Raw genomic sequence first — 21,771 nt, 5'->3', positions numbered from 1 at the left:
TTGTGCTCATGGGCCCGGCAAAGGGCTTCGGCCGGCAGTTTCTCCCAAGCCACGGACAAAAAGCCAATGATTTCGGCGCAGTTGGCATATAAATCGTTCTTATATGACCGCCGCCGCCTTGGACCTCCAGATTCTGCGTGCCTTCGTCCTGGCAGCGCGCGAGGGCAATGTGTCGCGCGCGGCCGAGCGGCTGCACCTGACGCAGCCGGCGGTGAGCCTGCAGCTCAAGCGCCTGGCAGAGGAAACCGGGCTGCAGCTCTTCACGCGCACGCCGCACGGGCTGGCGCTCACGGCCGACGGTGCCGCGCTGCTGCCGCAGGCCGAGCGGGTGCTCTCGGCCGTGGGCGACCTGCAGCAGGCCGCGCGCAACCTGCAGGGCACGGTGCGCGGGGCGCTGCGCATCGGCACCATCCTCGATCCGGAGTTCACGCGGCTCGGCGTGTTCCTGCGCGAACTGGTGGAATCGGCCCCGCAGATCGAGACCGAGCTGCGCCACGGCATGAGCGGCACGGTGCTGGCTCAGGTGCTGCGCGGCGAGCTCGACGTGGGCTTCCACCTCGATGCGGACGACGGCGATGCCGCCACGCCGGCGCCGCTCGCGGCGCGCACGCTCACGCGCTTCACCTACCGCGTGGTCGCGCCCGCGGGCTGGGGCCCGCAGGTGCTGGGCCGCGACTGGAGGGCGCTGGCGGCGCTGCCCTGGCTGGCCACGCCGCCGGAATCGGCGCACCACCGGCTGCTGGAGAAGGTGTTCGGCCCGCTCGGACTGTCGCCGCGCCGCGTGGCGCTGGTGGACCAGGAGGCCTCGATGCTCGACCTGCTGAAGTCGGGCGTGGGCCTGAGCCTGCTGCGCGACTCGATCGCCATCCGCGAAAGCCAGTCGCACGGCCTCGTGATGGCCGACCGCGTGCAGCTGGACTGCGCACTGCGCTTCGTCTCGCTGGCGGCGCGGCGCAACGAGCCGGTGATCGCGAGCGCATGGAACGCGCTCGCGCGGGCCTGGAACTGAGCGGAAAAGGGTTACGAATGACCGGCGAAACGGCGTTCCGCCCTACGCGAAGCGGCGCCGGTGTGCACGGGGAATGTCGATTCATCCGGTTACGATGCGCCCTTCCGGACCGCCTCTTTCTTCTTACTTCGCCCTCCATCGCCGCATCATGCCCATAGCAACCCCGACTGCCGACGCACCCGCCGCCGACAGCGTGTTGCCTCGCGTCGGAGAGCGCGAGCAGGACGGCCGCCGCTGGACCGTGGCCAGCGGCCGCTGGACCACGCTGGCCATGTCGTCGCGCAGCGCATGGCAGGCGCTTTCCAAGGACCTGGCGGACGCGCCGCCGGCCGAAGACCGCGCCTGGGACCTGCGCCCCATCGAGCAGCTCGACCACATCGGCGCGCAGCTGCTCTGGGACCACTGGCGCCACGGCTGGCCCGCCACGCTCGAGATGTCGCCGCAGCACAAGGCGGTGCTCGACCAGGTCGCGCAGTACACCGTGGGCACGCCCGAGGAGCCACCGCCCACGCTGGCCGAGCGGCTGCGGCATTTCTCGCACACCGGTCCGCGCGCGCTGGAGGTGGTGCGCGACTTCGTGGGGCTGATCGGCCAGCTCGCGCTCGACGTGGGCACGCTCGCGCGCGCGCCGCACCGCGCGCCCTGGCGCGATTTCTCGGGGCACCTCTACCAGTTCGGCGCCACCGCGCTGCACATCACGGCGCTGGTCGGCCTTCTGATCGGCGTGGTGCTGGCCTACCTGATCTCGCAGCAGCTGCGCCAGTACGGCGCCGAGGCCTTCGTGGTCAACATCCTCGGGCTGTCGCTGATCCGCGAGCTCGGGCCGGTGCTGGCCGCGGTGCTGATCGCGGGGCGCTCGGGCTCGGCCATCACGGCGCAGATCGGCGTGATGCGCGTGACCGAGGAACTCGACGCGATGCGCGTGATGGGCATTCCGCACGGCTTCAGGCTGGTGATGCCGCGCGTGATGGCGCTGGCCATCGCGATGCCGCTGATCAGCCTCTGGACCTCGATGGCGGCACTGCTGGGCGGCATGCTCGCAGCCGACGCCGCGCTCGACATTTCGCCGGCCTACTTCCTGTCGGCGCTGCCGCGCGCGGTGCCGATTGCCAACCTCTGGCTCGCGCTCGCGAAATCGGCGGTGTTCGGCATCCTGATTGCGCTGATCGGCTGCTACTTCGGCATGAAGGTCAAGCCCAACACCGAGAGCCTGGGGCGCGGCACCACCTCGTCGGTGGTGACCTCGATCACTGCGGTGATCCTGGTCGACGCGCTGTTCGCGGTGCTGTTCAAGGGCGTGGGGTTTCGCGCATGAATGATTTGTCGGCCACCGTCGTCGATATCCGCAAGCTCTGGACGGTGTTCAAGAGCGCCGACGGCGAGGTCGTGGTGCACCGCGACCTCGAGCTGCGCATCGAGCGCGGCGAGGTGCTGTCGCTGGTAGGCGGCTCGGGCACCGGCAAGACGGTGCTGCTGCGCCAGATCCTCGGGCTCGAAAAGCCGACCAGGGGCACGGTCGAGGTGCTGGGCCGGGCGCCGGGCGAGCTCAGCGCCAAGGGCGCGGCCAACGTCGGCATGCTGTTCCAGCACGGCGCGCTGTTCTCGGCCTTCAGCGTGCTCGAGAACATTGCCTTTCCGCTGCGCGAGCTCAAGCTGCTGCCCGACGAGCTGATCCGCAACGCGGCGCTGGTCAAGCTGCAGATGGTGGGCCTGGAGCCGCGGCACGCCAACATGAGCCCGGCGGACCTCTCGGGCGGCATGATCAAGCGCGTGGCGCTGGCGCGGGCACTCATCATGGACCCGCCGCTGCTGCTGCTCGACGAACCCACCGCGGGCCTGGACCCCGAGGCCTCCGACAGCTTCTGCGATCTGCTGCGCGGCCTGCACCGCGAACTGGGCCTGACGGTGGTGATGGTCACGCACGACCTGGACACCCTGTTCGACCTGAGCACCCGGATCGCGGTGCTGGCCGACCACAAGGTCATCGTCAGCGGCTCGGCGCGCGAGGTGATCGCCTATCCGCATCCGTTCATCCACGAATATTTCCTGGGCGGGCGCGGCCAGCGCGCCCTGGAGGCCCTGCATGACAAACCCGCCAAAGCCCCGCCGCCATCCGCCGGCGCGGTCCGCTGAAAGGTAGCCACACCATGGAAAACAAAGCCCATGCCATCGCCGCCGGCGCCTTCGTGCTCGGCCTCATCGCCGTGCTCGTGGGGCTGGTGGTCTGGTTCACGCGCGACAGCACCGTGCGCAACATCTACGAACTCTCCACGCGCGACCCGGTCAGCGGCCTGCAGCCGCAGGCCATGGTGCGCTACCGCGGCATCGCGGTCGGCAAGGTGACCTCGATCGACTTCGACCCCAAGACCCGCGGCAACGTGCGCGTGCGCATCACGGTCGACCAGCGCGTGCCGCTCACCACCTCGAGCTTTGCCACGCTCAGCTACCAGGGCGTGACCGGCCTGGCCTTCATCGCGCTGGACGACAAGGGCGAATCGAGCGTCGCGCTCGCGCCCAACAACGACGATCCGCCGCGCATCCCGCTCAAGCCCTCGATGCTGGCGCAGCTGCAGGACCGCGGCGAAGCCATCATCAACCAGGTCGACGAGGCGACCAAGCGCGCCAACCAGCTGCTGGGCGACGACAACCAGAAGCGCGCCGCCGATGCGCTGGAGAACATCGCGGCGGCCTCGGCCAGCGCCAACACGCTGCTCAAGCAGCTCGACAGCACGGTGAAGACCGGCCTGAACCCGGCGCTCGCGGCGCTTCCGGGCACGCTGTCCTCGGTGAAGACCGCCGCCGGCGACGTCTCGCGCGTGGCCAACAACTTCAACACCACCGTGGGCCGGCTCAACGCGCCCGACGGCCCGATCGAGCGGCTGAGCGACGGCACCAAGGCGCTGGCGCAGTCGGTCGATTCGTTCAACGCCGCCACGCTGCCGCGTGTGAACCGCGTGGCCGACGACACCTCGCGCGCGGTGCGCCGGCTCGGCCGCGCGGCCGACAGCATCAACGACAACCCGCAGTCGCTGCTGTTCGGCAACGGCGGCACCGCCGCGGGGCCCGGCGAGCCCGGGTTCTCCGCGCCGCCGGCCACCCATTCGCTGGCACGTCCCTGAACGTGATGATGACCATGAAGAACGCCATTCACCTCCATCCGTGCCGGGCCGCCTGCGCCGGCCTCGCGCTGCTGCTGCTCGCCGGCTGCGGCGCGCTGCCCGACAAGCCCGCGCGCGCCACGCTGTACGACTTCGGGCCCGGGCCGGTCGCACCGGCCGCGGCCGCCAGCCCCGCCGCGGCCGCATTGCCCACGCTCGCGCTGGCCGAGATCGAGAGCAACACGCGGCTCGACGGCACGCAGATCCTCTACCGGCTCGGCTATGCCGATGCCAACGAGCTGCGCCCCTACGGGCAGTCGCGCTGGAGCCTGCCGCCGGCGCAGCTGCTGCGCCAGCGGCTGCGCGACGCGCTCGCCGATCGGCGCACCGTGCTCGGCCCGGAAGAAAGCGCGACCATCGCACGCGCCGAGGGCAAGGTGCCCGACACGCTGCGCATCTCGCTCGACGAGTTCAGCCACTACTTCGATTCGGCCAGCAGCAGCGTCGGCCTGGTCCGCATGCGCGCCACGCTGATCCGCGGCACCACCGGCGGCGACCGCGTGCTGGGCCAGCGCAGCTTCACCGTGCGCCGCCCGGCCCCGAGCGCCGATGCGCCCGGCGGCGTCAAGGCGCTGGCCGCGGCCACCGATGCGGCGGTGGCCGAGGTCGTGCAGTGGGTGGACCAGCAACCGCGGCAGTAAGCTCGGCCCGACGCGCTTTTTTCCATCAACGGAGGAGACCTCACCATGAACGCAACACGCATCATCGGCATCCTGCTCGTCGTCGCAGGCATCGCGGGCCTCGGGCTCGGCGGCTTCAGCTTCACGAAGGAAACGCACCAGGCCAAGCTGGGGCCGCTGGAGTTCTCGGTGAAGGAAAAGCAGCAGGTCAACTTCCCGGCCTGGGCCAGCGTGGCCGCCATCGTGGTGGGCGGGGCGCTGGTGCTGCTGGGGGGCAAGAAGGGCTGAGCGCCCTTCCAGGAAAGCGCCATGGCCGCCGCTGTTGACGGCAATGCCTTCGCGCCCCTCGACGGGGGCTGTACTTGCGGCGCCGTGCGCTACCGCATGACGGCAGCGCCGCTGTTCGTGCACTGCTGTCATTGCCGCTGGTGCCAACGCGAAACGGGCTCAGCCTTCGCGCTCAACGCCTTGATCGAACCCGCACAAGTGCAGCTGCTGCAAGGCCCCGTCGACGTGGTGCTGACGCCCTCGGCCAGCGGGCGCGGCCAGAAGTACGTCCGTTGTCCGCATTGCCGCGTCGCACTCTGGAGCCACTACGCGGGAGCTGGCGACGCGGTGTGCTTCGTGCGCGTGGGCACGCTCGATACGCCCGATCGCCTGCCGCCAGACTTGCACATCTTCACGATGTCGAAACAGCCCTGGGTGGTGCTGCCGCCCGGAACACCGGCGGTGACCGAATACTACGAGCGCGAGGCGTACTGGCCTGCCGCAAGCCTCGCGCGTTGGCGCGCGCTGCGCGGCCAGTCCGGCGCTTCCGCTTCCGAAAGCTAGCAGGCCCTCAGCCGCCGATTCCCGCCAAGAGCTGCGGCAGCAGAACCTCCGCCGCGCCGCGCAGGACCACCGAAGCCGCCTCGTCCAGATGTGGCAGAGGCTCCGTGTTGAGCGTGACCAGCCGGGCGCCGCGCGACATCGCCAGCTGCGGCAGCTCGGCCGCCGGGTAGACCACCGCCGTGCTGCCGACCACCATGAACACGTCCGACTCCTGCGCCGCCACCTGCGCGTCGTGCAGCACGCCGTGGTTCAGCATCTCGCCGAACATCACGACGTCGGGCCGGGCGCGCGAGGCGCAGCGCATGCAGCGGTGAAAGGGCCAGGGCCCGCGGCGGTTGCCGCAGTGGTCGCAGCGCCAGCGGCGCAGCGAGCCATGCAGTTCGAGCACATCCAGCCCGCCCGCGATCGAGAGCAGGCCGTCGACGTTCTGCGTGATGAGGCGCGTGGCGGGGCGCAGCCGCTGCAGCAGCGCGAGCGCCGTGTGCCCGGGGTTCGGCTGCGCGGCCTCGACGGTGGAGAGCCGCCGGGCCCAGAAGCGGGTGAAGCCCTTGGGGTCGCGCTGCAGGTCTTCGGCATGGGAGAACTGCAGCGCGTTCTGGTTCATCCAGAGGCCGTCGGCGTCGCGGTAGGTCGGAATGCCCGAGGCCCTGGAGAGCCCAGCGCCGGACAGCACGGCGATGCGCCGGGCGGCGCCCAGCAGGGCAATGGCGGATTCGACGGGCGATGTGGAAGAAGAGGAAGCGGTGCCCGGGCTGCTCATGGATCCAGGGGTGCGGAAGCCTTTCTTCCGGCAGACGTTGCGCCCAGCCGCGCGGAGACCGTGCCCGCGCAGGCCTTGAGCGCGCGTGCGATTTCGCCGTCCCAGGCGGTGTCGAAGATGGCGGCCGGGCCGATGGCCGTGACCGACAGCACGATGGCGCCCGTGTGGTCGAACACCGGCGCCGCCATCGCGCTCACGCCCTCGATCACCTCGCCCTCCGAGCGGCTGATGCCGTGCGCACGCACTTCCTGCAGCTGGCGCTCGAACTCGCCCCACGAAGGCAGCGGCGGCTGCGGCGGCATGCCGGCCGCGGGCGGCTCTTCGCCGGCCTTGCGCTGCTTCTGCCGCTGGCGCTCGGCGTCGAGCAGCTGCCGCACCGTCCCGGCCTCCAGGTAGGCAGCAAAGACCCGGCCCGAGGCCGTGTTGGTGAGCGAGAACACCGTGCCGTGACGCATGTTCACGTGCACCGGCGACGGCGACTCGGCCGTGCGCACGATGGTGGCGCCGCGCGCACCCCAGACCGCGAGCGCCACCGTATGGCCGATGCGCTGCGCCACCTCGGCGATCAGCGGCGTCGCAATGTGCACCGGGTCGGCCTGCTGCAGGCTGATGAGCCCCAGTTGCAAGGCCAGCGGGCCAAGCAGATAGTGGCCGCTGGCGCGGTCCTGCTCGATCAGGCCGAGCCGCCCGAAGCTCACCATGTAGGGATGGGCCTTGGCGGCCGTCATGTCGGCTTCGCGCGCCAGGTCTTTCAGCGCCATCGGCCGGCCGTGGTGCACCAGCGCGCGCAGCAGCTGGCCACCCACTTCGATGCTCTGGATGCCGCGCTGGGCGGCGCGGTCGGTGTCATTGGCTGCCATGGCCCGCCTTGGCGTCTGGTTGTTCGTTCATGAAGAAGGGATTAGACATGAACTGATCTCGGGCTTACACTCCATGAATTCGTTAAACACAAATTCATTTGCTTTAGACGAATCAAATTTCGATCCACCCGACGGAGACACACGATGAGCCAAGCCAAGAAGTTCGCCAGCCAGGCCGACATGGAAGAAAAGAAGATCACCTTCAGCCAGATCTCGGCACACGCCTGGGCCTACACGGCCGAGGGCGACCCCAACACCGGCATCGTGATCGGCGACGATTGCGTGCTGGTGGCCGACACCCAGGCCACGCCCGCCATGGCGGCCGACGTGGTGCGCCGCATCCGCGAGGTGACCGACAAGCCCATCAAGTACGTGGTGCTCACGCACTACCACGCGGTGCGCGTGCTGGGCGCGGCCGGGTACTTCGAAAAGGGCGCCGGGCACATCCTGGCCAGCCAGGACACGCGCGACCTGATCGTGGAGCGCGGCGAACAGGACAAGGCCAGCGAAATCGGCCGCTTCCCGCGCCTGTTCCAGAACGTCGAGACGGTGCCGCCGGGCCTGACCTGGCCCACCATGACCTTCACCGGCAAGATGACCCTGTGGCTGGGCAAGCTCGAGGTGCAGCTGATCCAGCTGGGCCGCGGCCACACCAAGGGCGACACGGTCGTCTGGTTGCCCGAGGAGCGCACGCTGCTGTCGGGCGACCTGGTCGAGTTCGGCGCCACGCCGTATGCGGGCGACGCCTATTTCCAGGACTGGCCGCAGACGCTGGACAACATCGCCGCGCTCAAGCCGGCCGCCCTGGTGCCGGGCCGCGGCGCCGCACTCACCACGCCGGCCGAAGTGGCCGAGGGCCTGCGCGGCACGCGCGACTTCATCTCCGACGTGTACGCCAGCGTGCAGGAAGGCGTGAAGGCCGGGCGCGACCTGAACACGGTCTACAAGGACACCTACGCCAAGCTGAGCCCCAAGTACAGCCAGTGGGTGATCTTCGACCACTGCATGCCCTTCGACGTGAGCCGCGCGTACGACGAGGCCTCGGGCCATGCCGATCCGCGCGTGTGGACGGCTGAACGGGATGTCGAGATGTGGAAGGCACTCGAGGGCTGAGATATTGCTCCCTCCCCTTCCGGGGGAAGGAGCAATACAAAGACACGGAGACAAAACGTGATCGACTATCAAAGCCTGCGCTTCGACTACAGGCACCACACCGACCAGGATGCGTCCAGGCCCGCCCATCACCCGGTGGTGATCGTCGGCGCCGGCCCGGTCGGCCTCACGCTCGCCATCGACCTGGCGCTGCGCGAGGTTCCGGTGGTGCTGCTCGACAACGACAACACCCTGTCCAGCGGCTCGCGCGCCATCTGCTTCGCCAAGCGCACGCTCGAGGTGTTCGACCGCCTCGGCTGCGGCGACCGCATGGTCGACAAGGGCGTGTCGTGGCACGTGGGCAAGGTGTTCTTCCATGACGAGCAGGTCTACCGCTTCGACCTGCTGCCCGAACCCGGCCATGAGCGCCCGGCCTTCATCAACCTGCAGCAGTACTACGTCGAGGGCTATCTCGTCGAGCGTGCCGCGGCGCTGCCGCTGATCGACCTGCGCTGGAACAACAAGGTCACGGGCATCGAGCAGCGCGATGACGGCGCGGCGCTGACCATCGAAACGCCCGAGGGCGAGTACCGGCTGTCGGCCGGCCATGTCGCGGCCTGCGACGGCTCGCGCTCGAACCTGCGCCAATTGCTGGGTCAGGAAGCCAAGGGGCGCACCTTTCGCGACCGCTTCCTGATCGCCGACATCACGATGGATGCGGACCTGCCGACGGAGCGCCGCTTCTGGTTCGACCCGCCGTTCCATCCCGGCCAGAGCGTGCTGCTGCACAAGCAGGCCGACGGCATGTGGCGCGTCGACTTCCAGCTCGGCTGGGACGCCGACCCGGTGGAAGAGCGCAAGCCCGAGAACATCACGCCGCGCGTGCGTGCGCTGCTCGACAGCATCGGCTTCGAGGGCGTGCAGTTCCAGATCGGCTGGGCCAGCGTCTACACCTTTGCGTGCCAGCGCATGGAGCACTTCCGCCATGGCCGTGTGCTGTTCGCAGGCGACTCGGCGCACGGCGTGTCGCCTTTCGGCGCGCGCGGTGCCAACTCGGGCGTGCAGGATGCCGACAACCTCGCCTGGAAGCTCGCGGCCGTGCTCAAGGGCGAGGCGCCCGACGCGCTGCTCGACAGCTACGCGAGCGAGCGCGAATACGCGGCCGACGAGAACATCCGCCACTCCACGCGCGCCACCGACTTCATCACGCCCAAGAGCGAAGTGAGCCGGCTGTTCCGCGACGCGGTGCTGGAGCTCACCAAGCGCCACGCCTTCGCGCGCACGCTGGTCAACAGCGGGCGGCTCTCGGTGCCCGCGGTGCTGCGCGATTCGCCGCTCAACACGCCCGATGCCGATGCCGATGCCGATGCCGATGCCGATGCCTTTGCGGGTGCGATGGTGCCCGGCGCCGCGGCGGCCGATGCGCCCATCGTGCGCGCCGACGGCCGCATCGGCTGGCTGCTGCGCGAATGCCATGTGGCCCGGTTCACGGCGCTGCTGTTCGGCACAGGCGAGGCGGCCGAGCGCAGCCTGCAGGCGCTGAAGTCCTGCGACTTTCCGCTGCACGTGGTGCGCGTGGAAGGCGCGACGCCGGGGGGCGAACTCGCCGTGCAGCGCTACGACGCGCAGCCCGGCACCGTCTACCTGCTGCGGCCCGACCAGCATGTGTGCGCGCGCTGGCGGCAACCCACGGCAGAAAACATCCGCGCAGCCATCGCCCGCGCGCTGGCCAAGGCATGAGGACCGCCATGCAACAGCAACAACACCTGATCACCGCACCGAATCTCGAAGCGCCCGACGATTTCTACGAGGCGCTGATCGAGGCGCACCAGGGGCTTTCCACCGAGGAAAGCCACGCCTTCAACGCGCGGCTCGTGCTCGTGCTGGCCAACCACATCGGCTCGCTGGCCGTGCTGCGCGAGGCCTTCGAGGCCGCGCGCGGCAGCTGAACACGGGCCCGACTCATCGCCCTGATTTTCGAAAGAGAACACCATGACCCATCCAACCGCCCATACCGAACGGCGCTACCAGAGCGGCTTCGGCAACGAGTACGCTTCGGAAGCCGTTGCCGGCGCCCTGCCCCAAGGCCGCAACAACCCGCAGCGCGCACCCTTCGACCTCTACACCGAGCTGCTCTCGGGCACCGCCTTCACCGCGCCGCGCCACGAGAACCGCCGCACCTGGCTGTATCGCCGCCAGCCTTCGGTGGTCTCGGGCCGCTACCAGCCGCATGCGCAGGCGCACTGGACCACCGGCGCCGACCGCGAGATCGCGCTGCCGCCCGAGCCGCTGCGCTGGCATCCGCTGCCGCTCGACGGCGCGGCCGAAGCGGACTTCATCGACGGCATGCACACCGTCGCGGCCAACGGCGATGCCGAATCGCAGGTCGGCATCGGCTCGCTCATGTACCTGGCGGGCCGCTCGATGGAGCGCCGCGCCTTCGTCAACGCCGACGGCGAGATGCTCATCGTGCCGCAGCAGGGCCGCCTCGTGATCACGACCGAGCTCGGCGTGCTCGACGTCAAGCCCGGCGAGATCGCGCTGCTGCCGCGCGGCATGGCCTTCAAGGTGGCGTTGCCCGACGGGCTCTCGCGCGGCTACGTCTGCGAGAACTACGGCGCGCACTTCCGCCTGCCCGAACTCGGCCCCATCGGCTCCAACGGCCTGGCCAACGCGCGCGACTTCCAGGCCCCCGTGGCGGCCTTCGAGGAAGACGGCGGCGCCTACGAGCTGGTGAAGAAATTCGGCGGCCGCTTCTGGAAGGCGCCGGCCAAGCAGTCGCCCTTCAACGTGGTCGCCTGGCACGGCAACCTGGCACCGGTGAAGTACGACACGGCCAACTTCATGGTGATCGGCTCGATCAGCTTCGACCATCCCGACCCGTCGATCTTCACCGTGCTGACTTCGCCCAGCGACACACCCGGCACCGCGAACTGCGACTTCGTGATCTTCCCGCCGCGCTGGATGGTGATGGAAAACACCTTCCGTCCGCCGTGGTTCCACCGCAACCTCATGAGCGAATTCATGGGCCTGGTGCTCGGCGAATACGACGCCAAGCCGGGCGGCTTCAAGCCCGGCGGCGCGAGCCTGCACAACTGCATGGTGCCGCACGGCCCCGACGAGGAAGCCTTCGACAAGGCCACGCACGCCGACCTGAAGCCGCACAAGCTGGACAACACGCTGGCCTTCATGTTCGAGAGCCGCTACCGCTTCATTCCGACGAATTTCGCGCTGCAAAACCCCGCGCTCGACACCGACTACGCCAACTGCTGGGCGGGCCTGGCGGACCAGTTCAAGGCATGACCGCCGACTCAAATACAGAAAGACATCCATGACCATCGCACTGAACGCCACCCATGACCCGAAGCTGCGCAGCTGGGTCGCCTCGGCCAACGAGGCCGGCTGCGACTTCCCGATCCAGAACCTGCCTTTCGGGCGCTTCCGCGCGGCAGGCAGCAGCGAGGCTTTGCGCATCGGCGTGGCCATCGGCGACCAGGTGCTGGACCTGAAGGCTGCCGGCCTTGTCGACAGCGACGACATGAATGCGCTGATGAGCGCGAGCGCGAAGGAGCGGCAAGCCCTGCGCGCGGCCATCTCCGCGGGCCTGGCCGAAGGCAGCGGCCGGCAGGCCGCATGGTCCAAGGCGCTGCTGCCGCAGGCCAAGGCCGAAATGACCGTGCCCTGCCGCATCGGCGACTACACCGACTTCTACACCGGCATCCACCATGCCACCACCATCGGCAAGCTGTTCCGTCCCGACCAGCCGCTGATGCCCAACTACAAATGGGTGCCGATCGGCTACCACGGCCGCGCCTCGTCCATCGGCGTGAGCGGACAGGCCTTCAAGCGGCCGCAGGGGCAGACCAAGGCGCCCGATGCAGCCGAGCCCAGCTTCGGTCCCTCGAAGCGGCTCGACTACGAACTGGAACTGGGCTTCTTCGTCGGCCGCGGCAATGCGCTCGGCGAACCGATTGCCCTCGGCGAGGCCGAGGACCACCTGTTCGGCGTGGCGCTGCTCAACGACTGGTCGGCGCGCGATATCCAGGCCTGGGAGTACCAGCCGCTGGGCCCCTTCCTCTCGAAGAACTTCGCGAGCACGCTGTCGCCGTGGATCGTGACGATGGAGGCGCTGGCGCCGTTCCGCGCCCGCTTCGAGCGGCCCGCGGAAGATCCGCAGCCGCTCGCGTACCTCGACGCGCCCTCGAACCGCGAAAGCGGCGCGCTCGATATCACGCTCGAAGTGCTGCTGCAGACCGCGAAGATGCGCGCCGAAGGCGTGGCGCCCGCGCGCCTCACGCGCGGCAACACCACCGAGGCCGCCTACTGGACCGCCGCGCAGCTGGTCGCGCACCACACGGTGAACGGCTGCAACCTGCAGCCCGGCGACCTGCTGGGTTCGGGCACGCTGTCGGGGCCCAAGCCCGACGAGGCCGGCTCGCTGATCGAGCTCACGCAGGGCGGCAAGCAGCCGATCACGCTGCCCAATGGCGAGAAGCGCACCTTCCTCGAGGACGGCGACACGCTGGTGATCCGCGGCTATTGCGAGCGCGCGGGCTCGGTGCGCATCGGCCTGGGCGAGGTCAGCGGCACGGTGGTGGCCTGAAGTTGGAGACTCAGGGTGCGGTTGCGGCAGAGGCCGCCGCGGGCCACGCCACTTCGCTCGCCACGCGCGGCTTGCCGATCGGGGCGGTGGCCTTGCCGATCCTGACGGCCGCCATGTCGGCCTCGCTCGGATACTGGTCCATCAGCCAGTAGTCGAACACGCGGCGGGCAATGGGCGCCGCGGCGCCCGCGCCCCAGCCGGCGTTCTCGACGATCACCGCCAGCGCGATCTTCGGGTCGGTGGCCGGAGCGAAGGCCATGAACAGGGCGTGGTCGCGCTGGTGCTCCTCGAGCGCCTTGGCGTTGTACTTGGTGTTCTGCGCCTGCGTCACGGCCTGCGCGGTGCCGGTCTTGCCCGCCGCCTGGTAGCCCGCACCGGCGAACACGCCGCGCGCGGTGCCGCTGCTGACCACGCTGGTGAGGCCCTCGCGAATGACCGCGATGTTGGCCGCGGTATAGCCCAGGTTCTCGGCCGGCGGCTGTGGCAGCGGTACCACCTGTCCGCTCACGGTGTTGCGCGTGGCCAGCACGAGGTGCGGCTTGCGCTTCAAGCCACCGTCGGCCACGATGGCCGTGGCCTGCGCGAGCTGCAGCATCGTGAAGGTGTTGTAGCCCTGCCCGATACCCAGCGAAATGGTCTCGCCCGCATACCACTTCTTCTGCTCGGGCCGCCTGTAGGCGTTGCGCTTCCATTCGGTGCTCGGCAGCACGCCGCGCACCTCGCCGCCCAGGTCGATGCCGGTGATCTGGCCGAAGCCCAGCGGCTTCATGAAGTCGTGGATCAGGTCCACGCCCATTTCGTTGGCCAGCGAGTAGTAGTAGATGTTGCTCGACAGCTGGATCGAGCGGCGCATGTCGACGCCGCCGATGTTGCCTTCGGGACTGCCGAAGCGGTGGCCGCCGAAGTTGAAGTAGCCGGGGTCGTTCACCACCACGTTCGGGCCGCGCTTGCCGGTCTGCAGCGCCGCCAACGCCATGAAGGGCTTGTAGGTGGAGCCGGGCGGGTAGGTGCCGCGCAGCGCGCGGTTCAAGAGCGGCTTGTCGAGCGATTCGGTCAGCGCCTGCCAGCTCTCGGTGTCGATGCCTTCGACGAACAGGTTGGGGTCGAAGGTGGGCTTGCTCACGAAGGCCAGCACCTCGCCGGTCTTGGGGTCGATGGCCACCAGCGCGCCGCGGCGGTCGCCGAACATGTCTTCCACCAGCTTCTGCAGCTTGATGTCGAGCGACAGCATCACGGTGTTGCCGGGCGTGGCCGGGTGGCTGGCGAGCCGGCGCACCGCGCGGCCGCCGGCCGAGGTTTCCATCTGCTCGACGCCGGTCTGGCCGTGCAGCGTCTTCTCGTAGCTCTGCTCGATGCCGAGCTTGCCGATGTAGTCGGTGCCCTTGTAGTTGGCCTGATCTTCCTCGGCCCAGTCTTCCATCGCGGTCTTCTCGCGCTGGTTGATGCGGCCGATGTAGCCGAGCACATGCGAGGCCAGCTCGGCGTGCGGGTAGTTGCGGAACAGCCGGGCCTTGATCTCCACGCCCGGGAAGCGGTAGCGCTGCGCGGCGAAGCGCGCGACTTCCTCGTCGCTCAGGCGGGTGCGGATCGGAATGGAGTCGAAGCTGCGCGAATCCTCCCGCAGGCGCTTGAAGCGGCGGCGGTCGCGCGGCGAAACCTCGAGCACCTGGGTCAGGCTTTCGATGGTCTCCTCGACGTCGCCCACCTTCGAAGGCGTGATCTCCAGCGTGTAGGCCGAATAGTTGGAGGCCAGCACGATGCCGTTGCGGTCGAGGATCAGGCCGCGGTTGGGCACCACGGGCACGATGGCCGTGCGGTTGCTCTCGGCCTGCTCCGCCAGGTCTTCGTGCCGCACCACCTGCAGGTAGAACAGGCGGGCGCCGAGCAGGCCGAACGCGAAGAGCACCACGAGGCCGATCACGACCACGCGGCGCTTGAAGCGCGCGAGATCGGCAGCGACGTTGCGGATTTCGGTCATGGCGGCGAAGGTGCGAGCTTAGGCGCGGGCCGTTGCCATGGCAAATGCGGGCCTCGGGAGCGAGCTCATAGCGGCCGGTTCTCGTCGGGGTCCGGCGTGCGAAGCTGGGGCGCGAGCAGCAAGGCGGTGGCCAGCGGCCACAGCGCAGCCTCGACGGCCGGCGAGATCAGCACGCTCCAGCCCGGGAACACGCCGCCGCCGACCATCCGCGTGATCACCTCGATGAGCTGCGACAGCGCAAAGAGCGGCAGCACCTGCAGCGCCTGCGAGGCCACCGGGTACCACAGCAGGCGCCGGTGGATGGTGATCGCGAAGAAGCCCAGCGTGGTGTAGGACAGCGCATGCTGGCCCAGCATGGACGCCTGGTGCACGTCCATGCACAGCCCGAAGACGAAGGCCGCGCCGATGCCCACGCGCATCGGCTGGTGCACGCCCCAGAACACGATGGCCAGCGCGAGCAGGTCGGGCATCCACGCGGCGCGGCCGATCGGGATCATGTTGATGAGCAGCGCCACCACCAGGCTCGCCCACATGAACAGCGGGCTCACGGGCAGCAGGAGCTGCTGTTGTCCGGGACGCTTGATCATCGGGCGCGCTCCACGGCTTTCTTGTCGGCCTTGTCCGCCTTGCCGGCCGGCTTGGCCTCGGGCTTCTTGCGCACCACGGCGGCGGCCGGCGCGGGCGGCGGCGCCGACGGCGCCCCGGTAGGCGCGAGCACCAGCACGTAGCGCGCGGCGGTCACATGGGCCAGCGGCACGCAGTAGATGCGGGCAAAGGCCGAATCGGCGCGGCGCTCGATGCGCTCGATCTTCGCCACCGGCAGGCCAGGCGGATAGACGCCGTCGACGCCGCTGGTGGACAGCAGGTCGCCCTCCTGCAGGTCGGCATTGGCGGCCATGAAGCGCAGCTCGAGTCCGCCGCCATGCGCCGACGCGTCGCCGAAGGCCACGCTGCGCACGCCGGTGCGGGTGTTCTGCACGGGAATGGATAGATCGCGATCGATCACCAGCGTGACCTCGCTCGTGAACGGCTGCACCTGCGTCACCTGTCCCAGCACGCCGTGCGCATCGATCACGGGCGAGCCGGCGGCCACGCCCTGCGTGAGCCCCTGGTCGATGACGATCTTGCGCGTGTAGGGGTCGGCCGCGTCGTACAGCACCTCGGCCGCGCGGCCCGGGGCCTGGGTGGTCTGGCGCAGTTCGAGCAGCGCGCGCAGCCGCGCGTTGTCCTGCGCGAGCGTGTCGGCCTGGCTCGCGCGCTCGGCCTGCAGCATGAGCGCCTTGTGCGCCTCGTCCTCGTTGCGCTGGGCCGTCTGCAGGTCTTCGAAATAGCGGCTGCCGCCAACCACCAGCTGCACCGGCTTGAGCGCCAGCCACTGCACCGGATAGAGCACCGCGCCGACGGCCGCGCGCAGCGGCTGCACCAGGTGGAAGCGCGCATCGGCCACCATCAGGAACAGCGAGAGCGCGCCGAAGAAGATCAGCTTGCTGAGCGCCGACTGCCCCTGGTTGAACAGGGGTGGGGCTGTGCGATCGAGCGTGCCCAAGGGCATGGTTCGGACCTGGCTGTGTGCAACGTCAGATGGCAAAAAAGCCGGCCTGCGCAAGCAGAGGCCGGCCGATGATGGCTTGCGCCTTTTACTCGCTCGTGAAGATGCTGCCCAGGCGGTCCATGCGTTCCAGCGCAATGCCGCAGCCGCGCACCACGCAGGTCAGCGGGTCTTCGGCCACCAGCACCGGCAGGCCGGTTTCCTCGGCCAGCAGGCGGTCCAGGTCGCGCAGCAGCGCGCCGCCACCGGTCAGCATCATGCCGCGCTCGGCGATGTCGGCGCCCAGCTCGGGCGGCGTCTGCTCCAGCGCGTTCTTCACGGCCGAGACGATGTTGTTGAGCGGATCGGTCAGGGCTTCCAGCACTTCGTTGCTGCTGATGGTGAAGCTGCGCGGCACGCCTTCGGAGAGGTTGCGGCCCTTGACCTCCATCTCCTTGACCTCGGAGCCCGGGAAGGCCGAGCCGATGTTCTTCTTGATGACTTCGGCCGTCGGCTCGCCGATCAGCATGCCGTAGTTGCGGCGGATGTAGTTGATGATGGCTTCGTCGAAGCGGTCGCCGCCCACGCGCACCGAGCCCTTGTAGACCATGCCGCCCAGGCTGATGACGCCCACCTCGGTGGTGCCGCCGCCGATGTCGACCACCATCGAGCCCGAGGCCTCGCTGACGGGCAGGCCGGCGCCGATGGCCGCGGCCATGGGTTCCTCGATCAGGTAGACGGAGGTGGCGCCTGCCGCCTCGGCCGCGTCCTTGATGGCGCGGCGCTCGACCTGGGTGGACCCGCAGGGCACGCAGATGATGATGCGCGGGCTCGGCGTGAGCAGCGTGCGCGGGTGCACCATCTTGATGAACTGCTTGATCATCTGCTCGGTGATCACGAAGTCGGCAATCACGCCGTCCTTCATCGGGCGGATGGCCTCGATGTTGCCGGGCACCTTGCCCAGCATGGCCTTGGCCTCGCGGCCGACGGCCTGGATCACCTTCTTGCCGTGGGGGCCGCCTTCATGGCGGATGGCAACGACCGAGGGTTCGTCCAGCACGATGCCCTTGTTGCGGGCGAATATCAGGGTGTTGGCGGTGCCGAGGTCGATCGCCAGGTCGGTGGAAAAGTACCGACGGAAAGCTCCAAACATGTGCGGAATCCTCTGGAGCACGCCTGCGCGTCGGCAGGTCGTCGCTCTGTTTTTTGGGTCGTATGACGGGGTGAATTGATCGTTTTTGGCGCAAAAGCCGGCGCGTTCGCGGGGGTTGCGGCAAAGGCGGGATAATACCCGAATCCCCTCTGAATCCCGTGTTAGCACCCTCTCCGGCGTGCGATTACTTCCGGTTTTTTCGACCGGTCCGACCCATGTCACTTTCCGCTTCAGATATTGCACGCATTGCCTCCCTGGCGCGGCTGCAGCTTGCTTCCGACGAAAGCGAGCGCATGCTCAGCCAGATCAACGGCTTTTTTGACCTGGTCGAACGCATGCGTTCGGTCGACACCGCGGGGGTGGAGCCGCTGGCCCATCCGGTGGCGGCCGTCGAGGACATCACGCTGCGCCTGCGCGACGACGTGGCGAGCGAGCCCGACAACCGCGAAGCCAACCAGAAGAGCGCCCCGGCCGTCGAAGCCGGCCTGTTCCTCGTGCCCAGGGTGATTGAATGATGAACGGCGAACTGCACCAGATGGGCGTGGTCGCCCTGGCCAGGGCCCTGGCCGAGCGCAAGGTTTCGGCGGTCGAGGCCTCGCAGGCCTTCCTGGGCCGCATGAAGGCCCACGAATCGCTCGGCACCTTCCTCGACGTGAACGAGGAAGTCACGCTGGCCCAGGCCCGCACGGCCGACGCGCTCATCGCCAAGGGCGATGCCCCTGCATTGGCCGGCGTGCCGATCGCGCACAAGGACATCTTCGTCACCACCGATTTCGCCACCACCGCCGGCTCGAAGATGCTCGCGGGCTACCGCTCGCCCTTCGACGCGACCGTGGTGCGCCGCCTGGCCGAGGCCGGCGCGGTCACGCTGGGCAAGCTCAGCTGCGACGAATTCGCGATGGGTTCGGCCAACGAGAACGTCGCCGTGCCCGCCGTGGGCCACGACAAGGCCGTGCCGGTGCGCAACCCCTGGAACCGCGAGCGCATTCCGGGCGGCTCCTCGGGCGCCAGCGCGGCGGCCGTGGCGGCGCGCCTGGCGCCCGCGGCCACCGGCACCGACACCGGCGGCTCGATCCGCCAGCCGGCATCGTTCTGCGGCATCACGGGCATCAAGCCGACCTACGGCCGCGCCTCGCGCTACGGCATGGTGGCCTTCGCATCGAGCCTGGACCAGGCCGGCCCGATGGCCCGTTCGGCCGAGGACTGCGCGCTGCTGCTGTCGGCCTTCTGCGGCCCCGACCTGGACCGCGACTCGACCTCGATCGACAAGCCCGCCGAAGACTTCGGCCGCTCGCTCGGCGATTCGCTCGAAGGCCTGCGCATCGGCGTGCCGAGGGAGTTCTTCGGCGAAGGTGTGGCGCCCGGCGTGCGCGCGGCCATCGATGCCGCGCTGTCGCAGTACGAGAAGCTCGGCGCCAGGCGCGTCGAGGTGTCGCTGCCGCTCACCGAACTCTCGATTCCCGTGTACTACATCCTGGCCGCGGCCGAGGCCTCGAGCAACCTGAGCCGCTTCGACGGCGTCAAGTTCGGCCACCGCGCCAAGCAGTACAAGGACCTGGCCGACATGTACGAGCGCACGCGCGCCGAAGGCTTCGGCGACGAGGTCAAGCGCCGCATCATGATCGGCACCTACGTGCTCTCGCACGGCTACTACGACGCCTACTACCTGCAGGCGCAGAAGGTGCGCCGCATGATCGCCGACGACTTCCAGCAGGCCTTCAGGCAGTGCGACGTGATCGCCGGCCCGGCCGCGCCGACCACCGCCTGGAAGATCGGCGAGCACGGCGGCGACCCGGTGGCCGACTACCTGGCCGACATCTTCACGCTGCCCGCCTCGCTGGCCGGCCTGCCCGGCATGAGCGTGCCCGCGGGCTTCGACGAAAACGGCATGCCCGTCGGCTTGCAGCTGATCGGCAACTACTTCGGCGAAGCGAAGCTGCTGAACGCAGCCCACCGCTTCCAGCAAGCCACCGACTGGCACATGCGCACGCCGGAGGGCTTTTGAAATGAGCGAACCCGTGAACACTTTCGAAGCACAGCAAGAAGGCCGCCCGACCGGCCCGCTGGTGCGCGGCTATGAAGTCATCATCGGCTTCGAGACGCACGCGCAACTGTCGACCGCGAGCAAGATCTTCAGCCGCGCCTCCACCGCCTTTGGCGCCGAGCCCAACACGCAGGCCTGCGCGGTCGACCTGGCGCTGCCCGGCACGCTGCCCGTGATGAACAAGGGCGCGGTCGAACGCGCCATCAAGCTGGGCCTCGCGCTCGGCTCGCACATCGCGCCGCGCAGCGTGTTCGCGCGCAAGAACTACTTCTATCCCGACCTGCCCAAGGGCTACCAGATCAGCCAGTACGAGATCCCGGTGGTGCAGGGCGGCGCGGTCTCGTTCTTCCTCGGCGAAGAAAAGAAGACCGTGCGCCTGGTGCGCGCCCACCTCGAGGAAGACGCGGGCAAGTCGCTGCACGAGAACTTCATCGGCCAGAGCGGCATCGACCTGAACCGCGCCGGCACGCCGCTGCTGGAGATCGTGACCGAGCCCGACATGCGCTCCACCGCCGAGGCCGTGGCCTATGCGCGCGAGCTGCACAAGATCGTCACCTGGATCGGCATCTGCGACGGCAACATGCAGGAAGGGAGCTTCCGCTGCGATGCCAACGTGTCGGTGCGCAAGCCCGGCGAGAAGCTCGGCACGCGGCGCGAGATCAAGAACCTGAACAGCTTCAAGTTCATGCAGCAGGCGATCGACTACGAGATCAACTCGCAGATCAACGAACTGGAGGACGGCCGCAAGATCGAGCAGGCCACCGTGCTGTTCGACCCCGACACCGGCGAGACGCGCACCATGCGCACCAAGGAAGACGCGGCCGACTACCGCTACTTCCCCGACCCGGACCTGCCGCCGCTTGCCATCGAGCCCGAGTGGATCGAGCGCGTGCGCGCCACCATGCCCGAGCTGCCGCGCGCCATGGCCGAACGCTACGTGCGCGACCACGGCATGTCCGAATACGACGCGGCGCAGCTCACGCAGAGCCCGGCGCTCGCGCGCTATTTCGATGACGCGGTGAAGGCCGGCGCGACGCCCAAGCTCGCGAGCAACTGGATCACCGGCGAAATGGCGCGCCGCCTGAACGCGCAGGAGATCGGCATCGAGGCCGCGCCGGTCACGGCGCGGCAGCTGGCGCAGCTGGTCGGGCGCATTGCCGACGGCACGCTGCCCAACAACGCTGCACGCCAGGTGTTCGACGCGCTCTGGACCGGCGAAGGCAGCGATGTCGACGCGATCATCGAGGCCAAGGACCTGAAGCCCATGAGCGACACCGGCGCGCTCGACAGGATCCTGGACGAGGTGATCGCAAGGAACGCGAAGAACGTCGAGGAATACCGCGGCGGCAAGGAAAAGGCGCTCAACGGCCTCGTGGGCCAGGTGATGAAGGCCAGCGGCGGCAAGGCGAACCCGGCGCAGGTGACCGAGCTGCTCAAGGCAAAGCTGGGCTGAGCTTCAGCGGTTGACGCCCCCGTTCCGGGGGGACCAGAGCTGCTTCAAGCGCGTGCGCTCCTCGTCGAAGCGCGCGTTGACGCGCTTCTTCTCGTCTTCCTGCTCGCCGATGAAGCGGTTCTGCACCGCCACGCTCTGCGCGTTGTCCTCGAGCTTGCGGCGCACGGCGCCGGGCGCCTTGCTCACGTCGTGCTTGTAGAACTCGAGCTCCTCGTCGATCTTGTGGCGGTCTTCGGCGAGTTCGACCAGGCGCTTCTTCGCAGCCTGGATCACCGCGTCGATCTGCACCAGCGCCTCGGCGCGCTCGCGGTCGTGCACCTCGGCATTGGGATAGCGCACCAGCAATGCGCGCTCGCGGCGGCGTTCGTCGGTCAGGCGCGCGGCCTGCAAGGCGGCCTCGCGCGCGCGGTCTTCGCGCTCGGCCAGTTCGCGGGCCGTGTACGTCGGTTCGATCCGGCGGCGCGTGGTGCCGCTCGGGTTCAGTTCGCGCTGCTCCCGGTCGATGCATTCGGCAATCGGGCGGTCGGCCGTGAGCGTGCGGCCGCGCGCATCGGTGCATGAATAGATGCCCGCGGCCGGCGCCGGTGCGGGCTGCGCCGGGGCCGCACCGGCCCACAGTGCCATCAGCAGCAGCACCCAGGGGGCTGCGAACGGCCGGGCCGCCGGGTCGAGCTTGCGCATG

General features: G+C 69.1%; 22 protein-coding genes. 15 read left to right on the top strand and 7 right to left on the bottom strand.

Annotated features, from left to right (window positions below):
• Nucleotides 1-103 precede the first annotated feature (103 nt).
• The 7 genes from EJO66_RS13795 to EJO66_RS13765 all read left to right on the top strand — a co-directional run bounded on the left by EJO66_RS13795 (nucleotide 104) and on the right by EJO66_RS13765 (nucleotide 5,618).
• Complete coding sequence (locus tag EJO66_RS13795; protein ID WP_124958397.1) at nucleotides 104-1,009, top strand: LysR family transcriptional regulator; 906 nt, start codon at nucleotides 104-106, stop codon at nucleotides 1,007-1,009.
• 148 nt (nucleotides 1,010-1,157) lie between these two features.
• On the top strand, nucleotides 1,158-2,324 hold the full coding sequence (locus tag EJO66_RS13790) for an MlaE family ABC transporter permease (protein WP_124958396.1): 1,167 nt from the start codon (nucleotides 1,158-1,160) through the stop codon (nucleotides 2,322-2,324).
• Nucleotides 2,321-3,142: an ABC transporter ATP-binding protein gene (locus EJO66_RS13785; protein WP_124958395.1), complete on the top strand. Its 822-nt coding sequence runs from the start codon at nucleotides 2,321-2,323 to the stop codon at nucleotides 3,140-3,142. The genes EJO66_RS13790 and EJO66_RS13785 overlap by 4 nt, the downstream gene beginning before the upstream one ends.
• A 14-nt stretch (nucleotides 3,143-3,156) precedes the next feature.
• Nucleotides 3,157-4,128: an MlaD family protein gene (locus EJO66_RS13780; protein ID WP_124958394.1), complete on the top strand. Its 972-nt coding sequence runs from the start codon at nucleotides 3,157-3,159 to the stop codon at nucleotides 4,126-4,128.
• A gap of 14 nt (nucleotides 4,129-4,142) precedes the next feature.
• Nucleotides 4,143-4,808 carry an ABC-type transport auxiliary lipoprotein family protein gene (locus tag EJO66_RS13775; protein WP_420856687.1) on the top strand — a complete coding sequence of 222 codons (666 nt, stop codon included), beginning with the start codon at nucleotides 4,143-4,145 and terminating at the stop codon, nucleotides 4,806-4,808.
• A 45-nt stretch (nucleotides 4,809-4,853) separates the two neighbouring features.
• Nucleotides 4,854-5,075 carry a hypothetical protein gene (locus EJO66_RS13770; RefSeq protein WP_021005054.1) on the top strand — a complete coding sequence of 74 codons (222 nt, stop codon included), beginning with the start codon at nucleotides 4,854-4,856 and terminating at the stop codon, nucleotides 5,073-5,075.
• A gap of 21 nt (nucleotides 5,076-5,096) precedes the next feature.
• Complete coding sequence (locus EJO66_RS13765; RefSeq protein ID WP_124958392.1) at nucleotides 5,097-5,618, top strand: GFA family protein; 522 nt, start codon at nucleotides 5,097-5,099, stop codon at nucleotides 5,616-5,618.
• Between the two features lie 7 nt (nucleotides 5,619-5,625).
• Here the strand turns inward: EJO66_RS13765 and EJO66_RS13760 are convergent, their stop codons facing one another.
• On the bottom strand, nucleotides 5,626-6,378 hold the full coding sequence (locus tag EJO66_RS13760) for an SIR2 family NAD-dependent protein deacylase (RefSeq protein ID WP_124958391.1): 753 nt from the start codon (nucleotides 6,376-6,378) through the stop codon (nucleotides 5,626-5,628).
• A complete protein-coding gene (locus tag EJO66_RS13755) occupies nucleotides 6,375-7,238 on the bottom strand; it encodes an IclR family transcriptional regulator (RefSeq protein ID WP_124958390.1) in 864 nt (287 codons plus the stop codon). The genes EJO66_RS13760 and EJO66_RS13755 overlap by 4 nt, the downstream gene beginning before the upstream one ends.
• Nucleotides 7,239-7,382: 144 nt before the next feature.
• Here EJO66_RS13755 and EJO66_RS13750 point away from each other — a divergent pair, with 144 nt between their 5' ends.
• The 5 genes from EJO66_RS13750 to fahA are packed head-to-tail and all read left to right on the top strand — an operon-like array spanning nucleotide 7,383 to nucleotide 12,933.
• Nucleotides 7,383-8,351, top strand: coding sequence for an MBL fold metallo-hydrolase (locus tag EJO66_RS13750; RefSeq protein ID WP_124958389.1), 969 nt, complete (start codon nucleotides 7,383-7,385; stop codon nucleotides 8,349-8,351).
• A gap of 57 nt (nucleotides 8,352-8,408) precedes the next feature.
• The gene (locus EJO66_RS13745) at nucleotides 8,409-10,070 is read left to right on the top strand and encodes an FAD-dependent oxidoreductase (protein ID WP_125965448.1); all 1,662 of its coding nucleotides are present in this window, start codon (nucleotides 8,409-8,411) and stop codon (nucleotides 10,068-10,070) included.
• 8 nt (nucleotides 10,071-10,078) lie between these two features.
• Nucleotides 10,079-10,279, top strand: coding sequence for a DUF2783 domain-containing protein (locus EJO66_RS13740; protein WP_124958387.1), 201 nt, complete (start codon nucleotides 10,079-10,081; stop codon nucleotides 10,277-10,279).
• Nucleotides 10,280-10,322: 43 nt separating this feature from the next.
• Nucleotides 10,323-11,633 carry a homogentisate 1,2-dioxygenase gene (gene hmgA / locus EJO66_RS13735; RefSeq protein ID WP_124958386.1) on the top strand — a complete coding sequence of 437 codons (1,311 nt, stop codon included), beginning with the start codon at nucleotides 10,323-10,325 and terminating at the stop codon, nucleotides 11,631-11,633.
• Nucleotides 11,634-11,661: 28 nt separating this feature from the next.
• On the top strand, nucleotides 11,662-12,933 hold the full coding sequence (fahA, locus tag EJO66_RS13730) for a fumarylacetoacetase (RefSeq protein WP_124958385.1): 1,272 nt from the start codon (nucleotides 11,662-11,664) through the stop codon (nucleotides 12,931-12,933).
• Between the two features lie 10 nt (nucleotides 12,934-12,943).
• On the opposite strand, the gene mrdA is transcribed toward fahA, so the two are convergent.
• From mrdA to EJO66_RS13710, 4 genes are all read right to left on the bottom strand, one after another.
• Nucleotides 12,944-14,911 carry a penicillin-binding protein 2 gene (mrdA, locus tag EJO66_RS13725; RefSeq protein WP_124958384.1) on the bottom strand — a complete coding sequence of 656 codons (1,968 nt, stop codon included), beginning with the start codon at nucleotides 14,909-14,911 and terminating at the stop codon, nucleotides 12,944-12,946.
• Between the two features lie 65 nt (nucleotides 14,912-14,976).
• Complete coding sequence (mreD, locus tag EJO66_RS13720) at nucleotides 14,977-15,498, bottom strand: rod shape-determining protein MreD (RefSeq protein WP_124958383.1); 522 nt, start codon at nucleotides 15,496-15,498, stop codon at nucleotides 14,977-14,979.
• Nucleotides 15,495-16,463 carry a rod shape-determining protein MreC gene (gene mreC / locus EJO66_RS13715; RefSeq protein ID WP_124958382.1) on the bottom strand — a complete coding sequence of 323 codons (969 nt, stop codon included), beginning with the start codon at nucleotides 16,461-16,463 and terminating at the stop codon, nucleotides 15,495-15,497. Before mreC ends, mreD begins: the two co-directional genes overlap by 4 nt.
• An 85-nt stretch (nucleotides 16,464-16,548) precedes the next feature.
• Nucleotides 16,549-17,592 carry a rod shape-determining protein gene (locus EJO66_RS13710; protein WP_007833435.1) on the bottom strand — a complete coding sequence of 348 codons (1,044 nt, stop codon included), beginning with the start codon at nucleotides 17,590-17,592 and terminating at the stop codon, nucleotides 16,549-16,551.
• Nucleotides 17,593-17,807: 215 nt separating this feature from the next.
• On the opposite strand from EJO66_RS13710, the gene gatC reads away from it, so the two are divergent.
• The 3 genes from gatC to gatB are packed head-to-tail and all read left to right on the top strand — an operon-like array spanning nucleotide 17,808 to nucleotide 21,089.
• Nucleotides 17,808-18,107, top strand: coding sequence for an Asp-tRNA(Asn)/Glu-tRNA(Gln) amidotransferase subunit GatC (gene gatC, locus EJO66_RS13705; protein ID WP_124958381.1), 300 nt, complete (start codon nucleotides 17,808-17,810; stop codon nucleotides 18,105-18,107).
• A complete protein-coding gene (gene gatA / locus EJO66_RS13700; RefSeq protein WP_124958647.1) occupies nucleotides 18,107-19,597 on the top strand; it encodes an Asp-tRNA(Asn)/Glu-tRNA(Gln) amidotransferase subunit GatA in 1,491 nt (496 codons plus the stop codon). Before gatC ends, gatA begins: the two co-directional genes overlap by 1 nt.
• Nucleotide 19,598: 1 nt before the next feature.
• Nucleotides 19,599-21,089, top strand: a complete 1,491-nt coding sequence (gene gatB, locus EJO66_RS13695) for an Asp-tRNA(Asn)/Glu-tRNA(Gln) amidotransferase subunit GatB (protein ID WP_124958380.1) — start codon at nucleotides 19,599-19,601, stop codon at nucleotides 21,087-21,089.
• Nucleotides 21,090-21,092: 3 nt separating this feature from the next.
• On the opposite strand, the gene EJO66_RS13690 is transcribed toward gatB, so the two are convergent.
• Entirely contained in the window at nucleotides 21,093-21,770 is a 678-nt protein-coding gene (locus tag EJO66_RS13690; protein WP_399281407.1) for a DUF4124 domain-containing protein, read from the bottom strand.
• Between the last annotated feature and the right edge of the window lies 1 nt (nucleotide 21,771).

The organism is Variovorax beijingensis (genome assembly GCF_003951285.1).
GTDB classification, from domain to species: domain Bacteria; phylum Pseudomonadota; class Gammaproteobacteria; order Burkholderiales; family Burkholderiaceae_C; genus Variovorax; species Variovorax beijingensis.
This window is presented reverse-complemented; position numbering and strand designations above follow the sequence as displayed.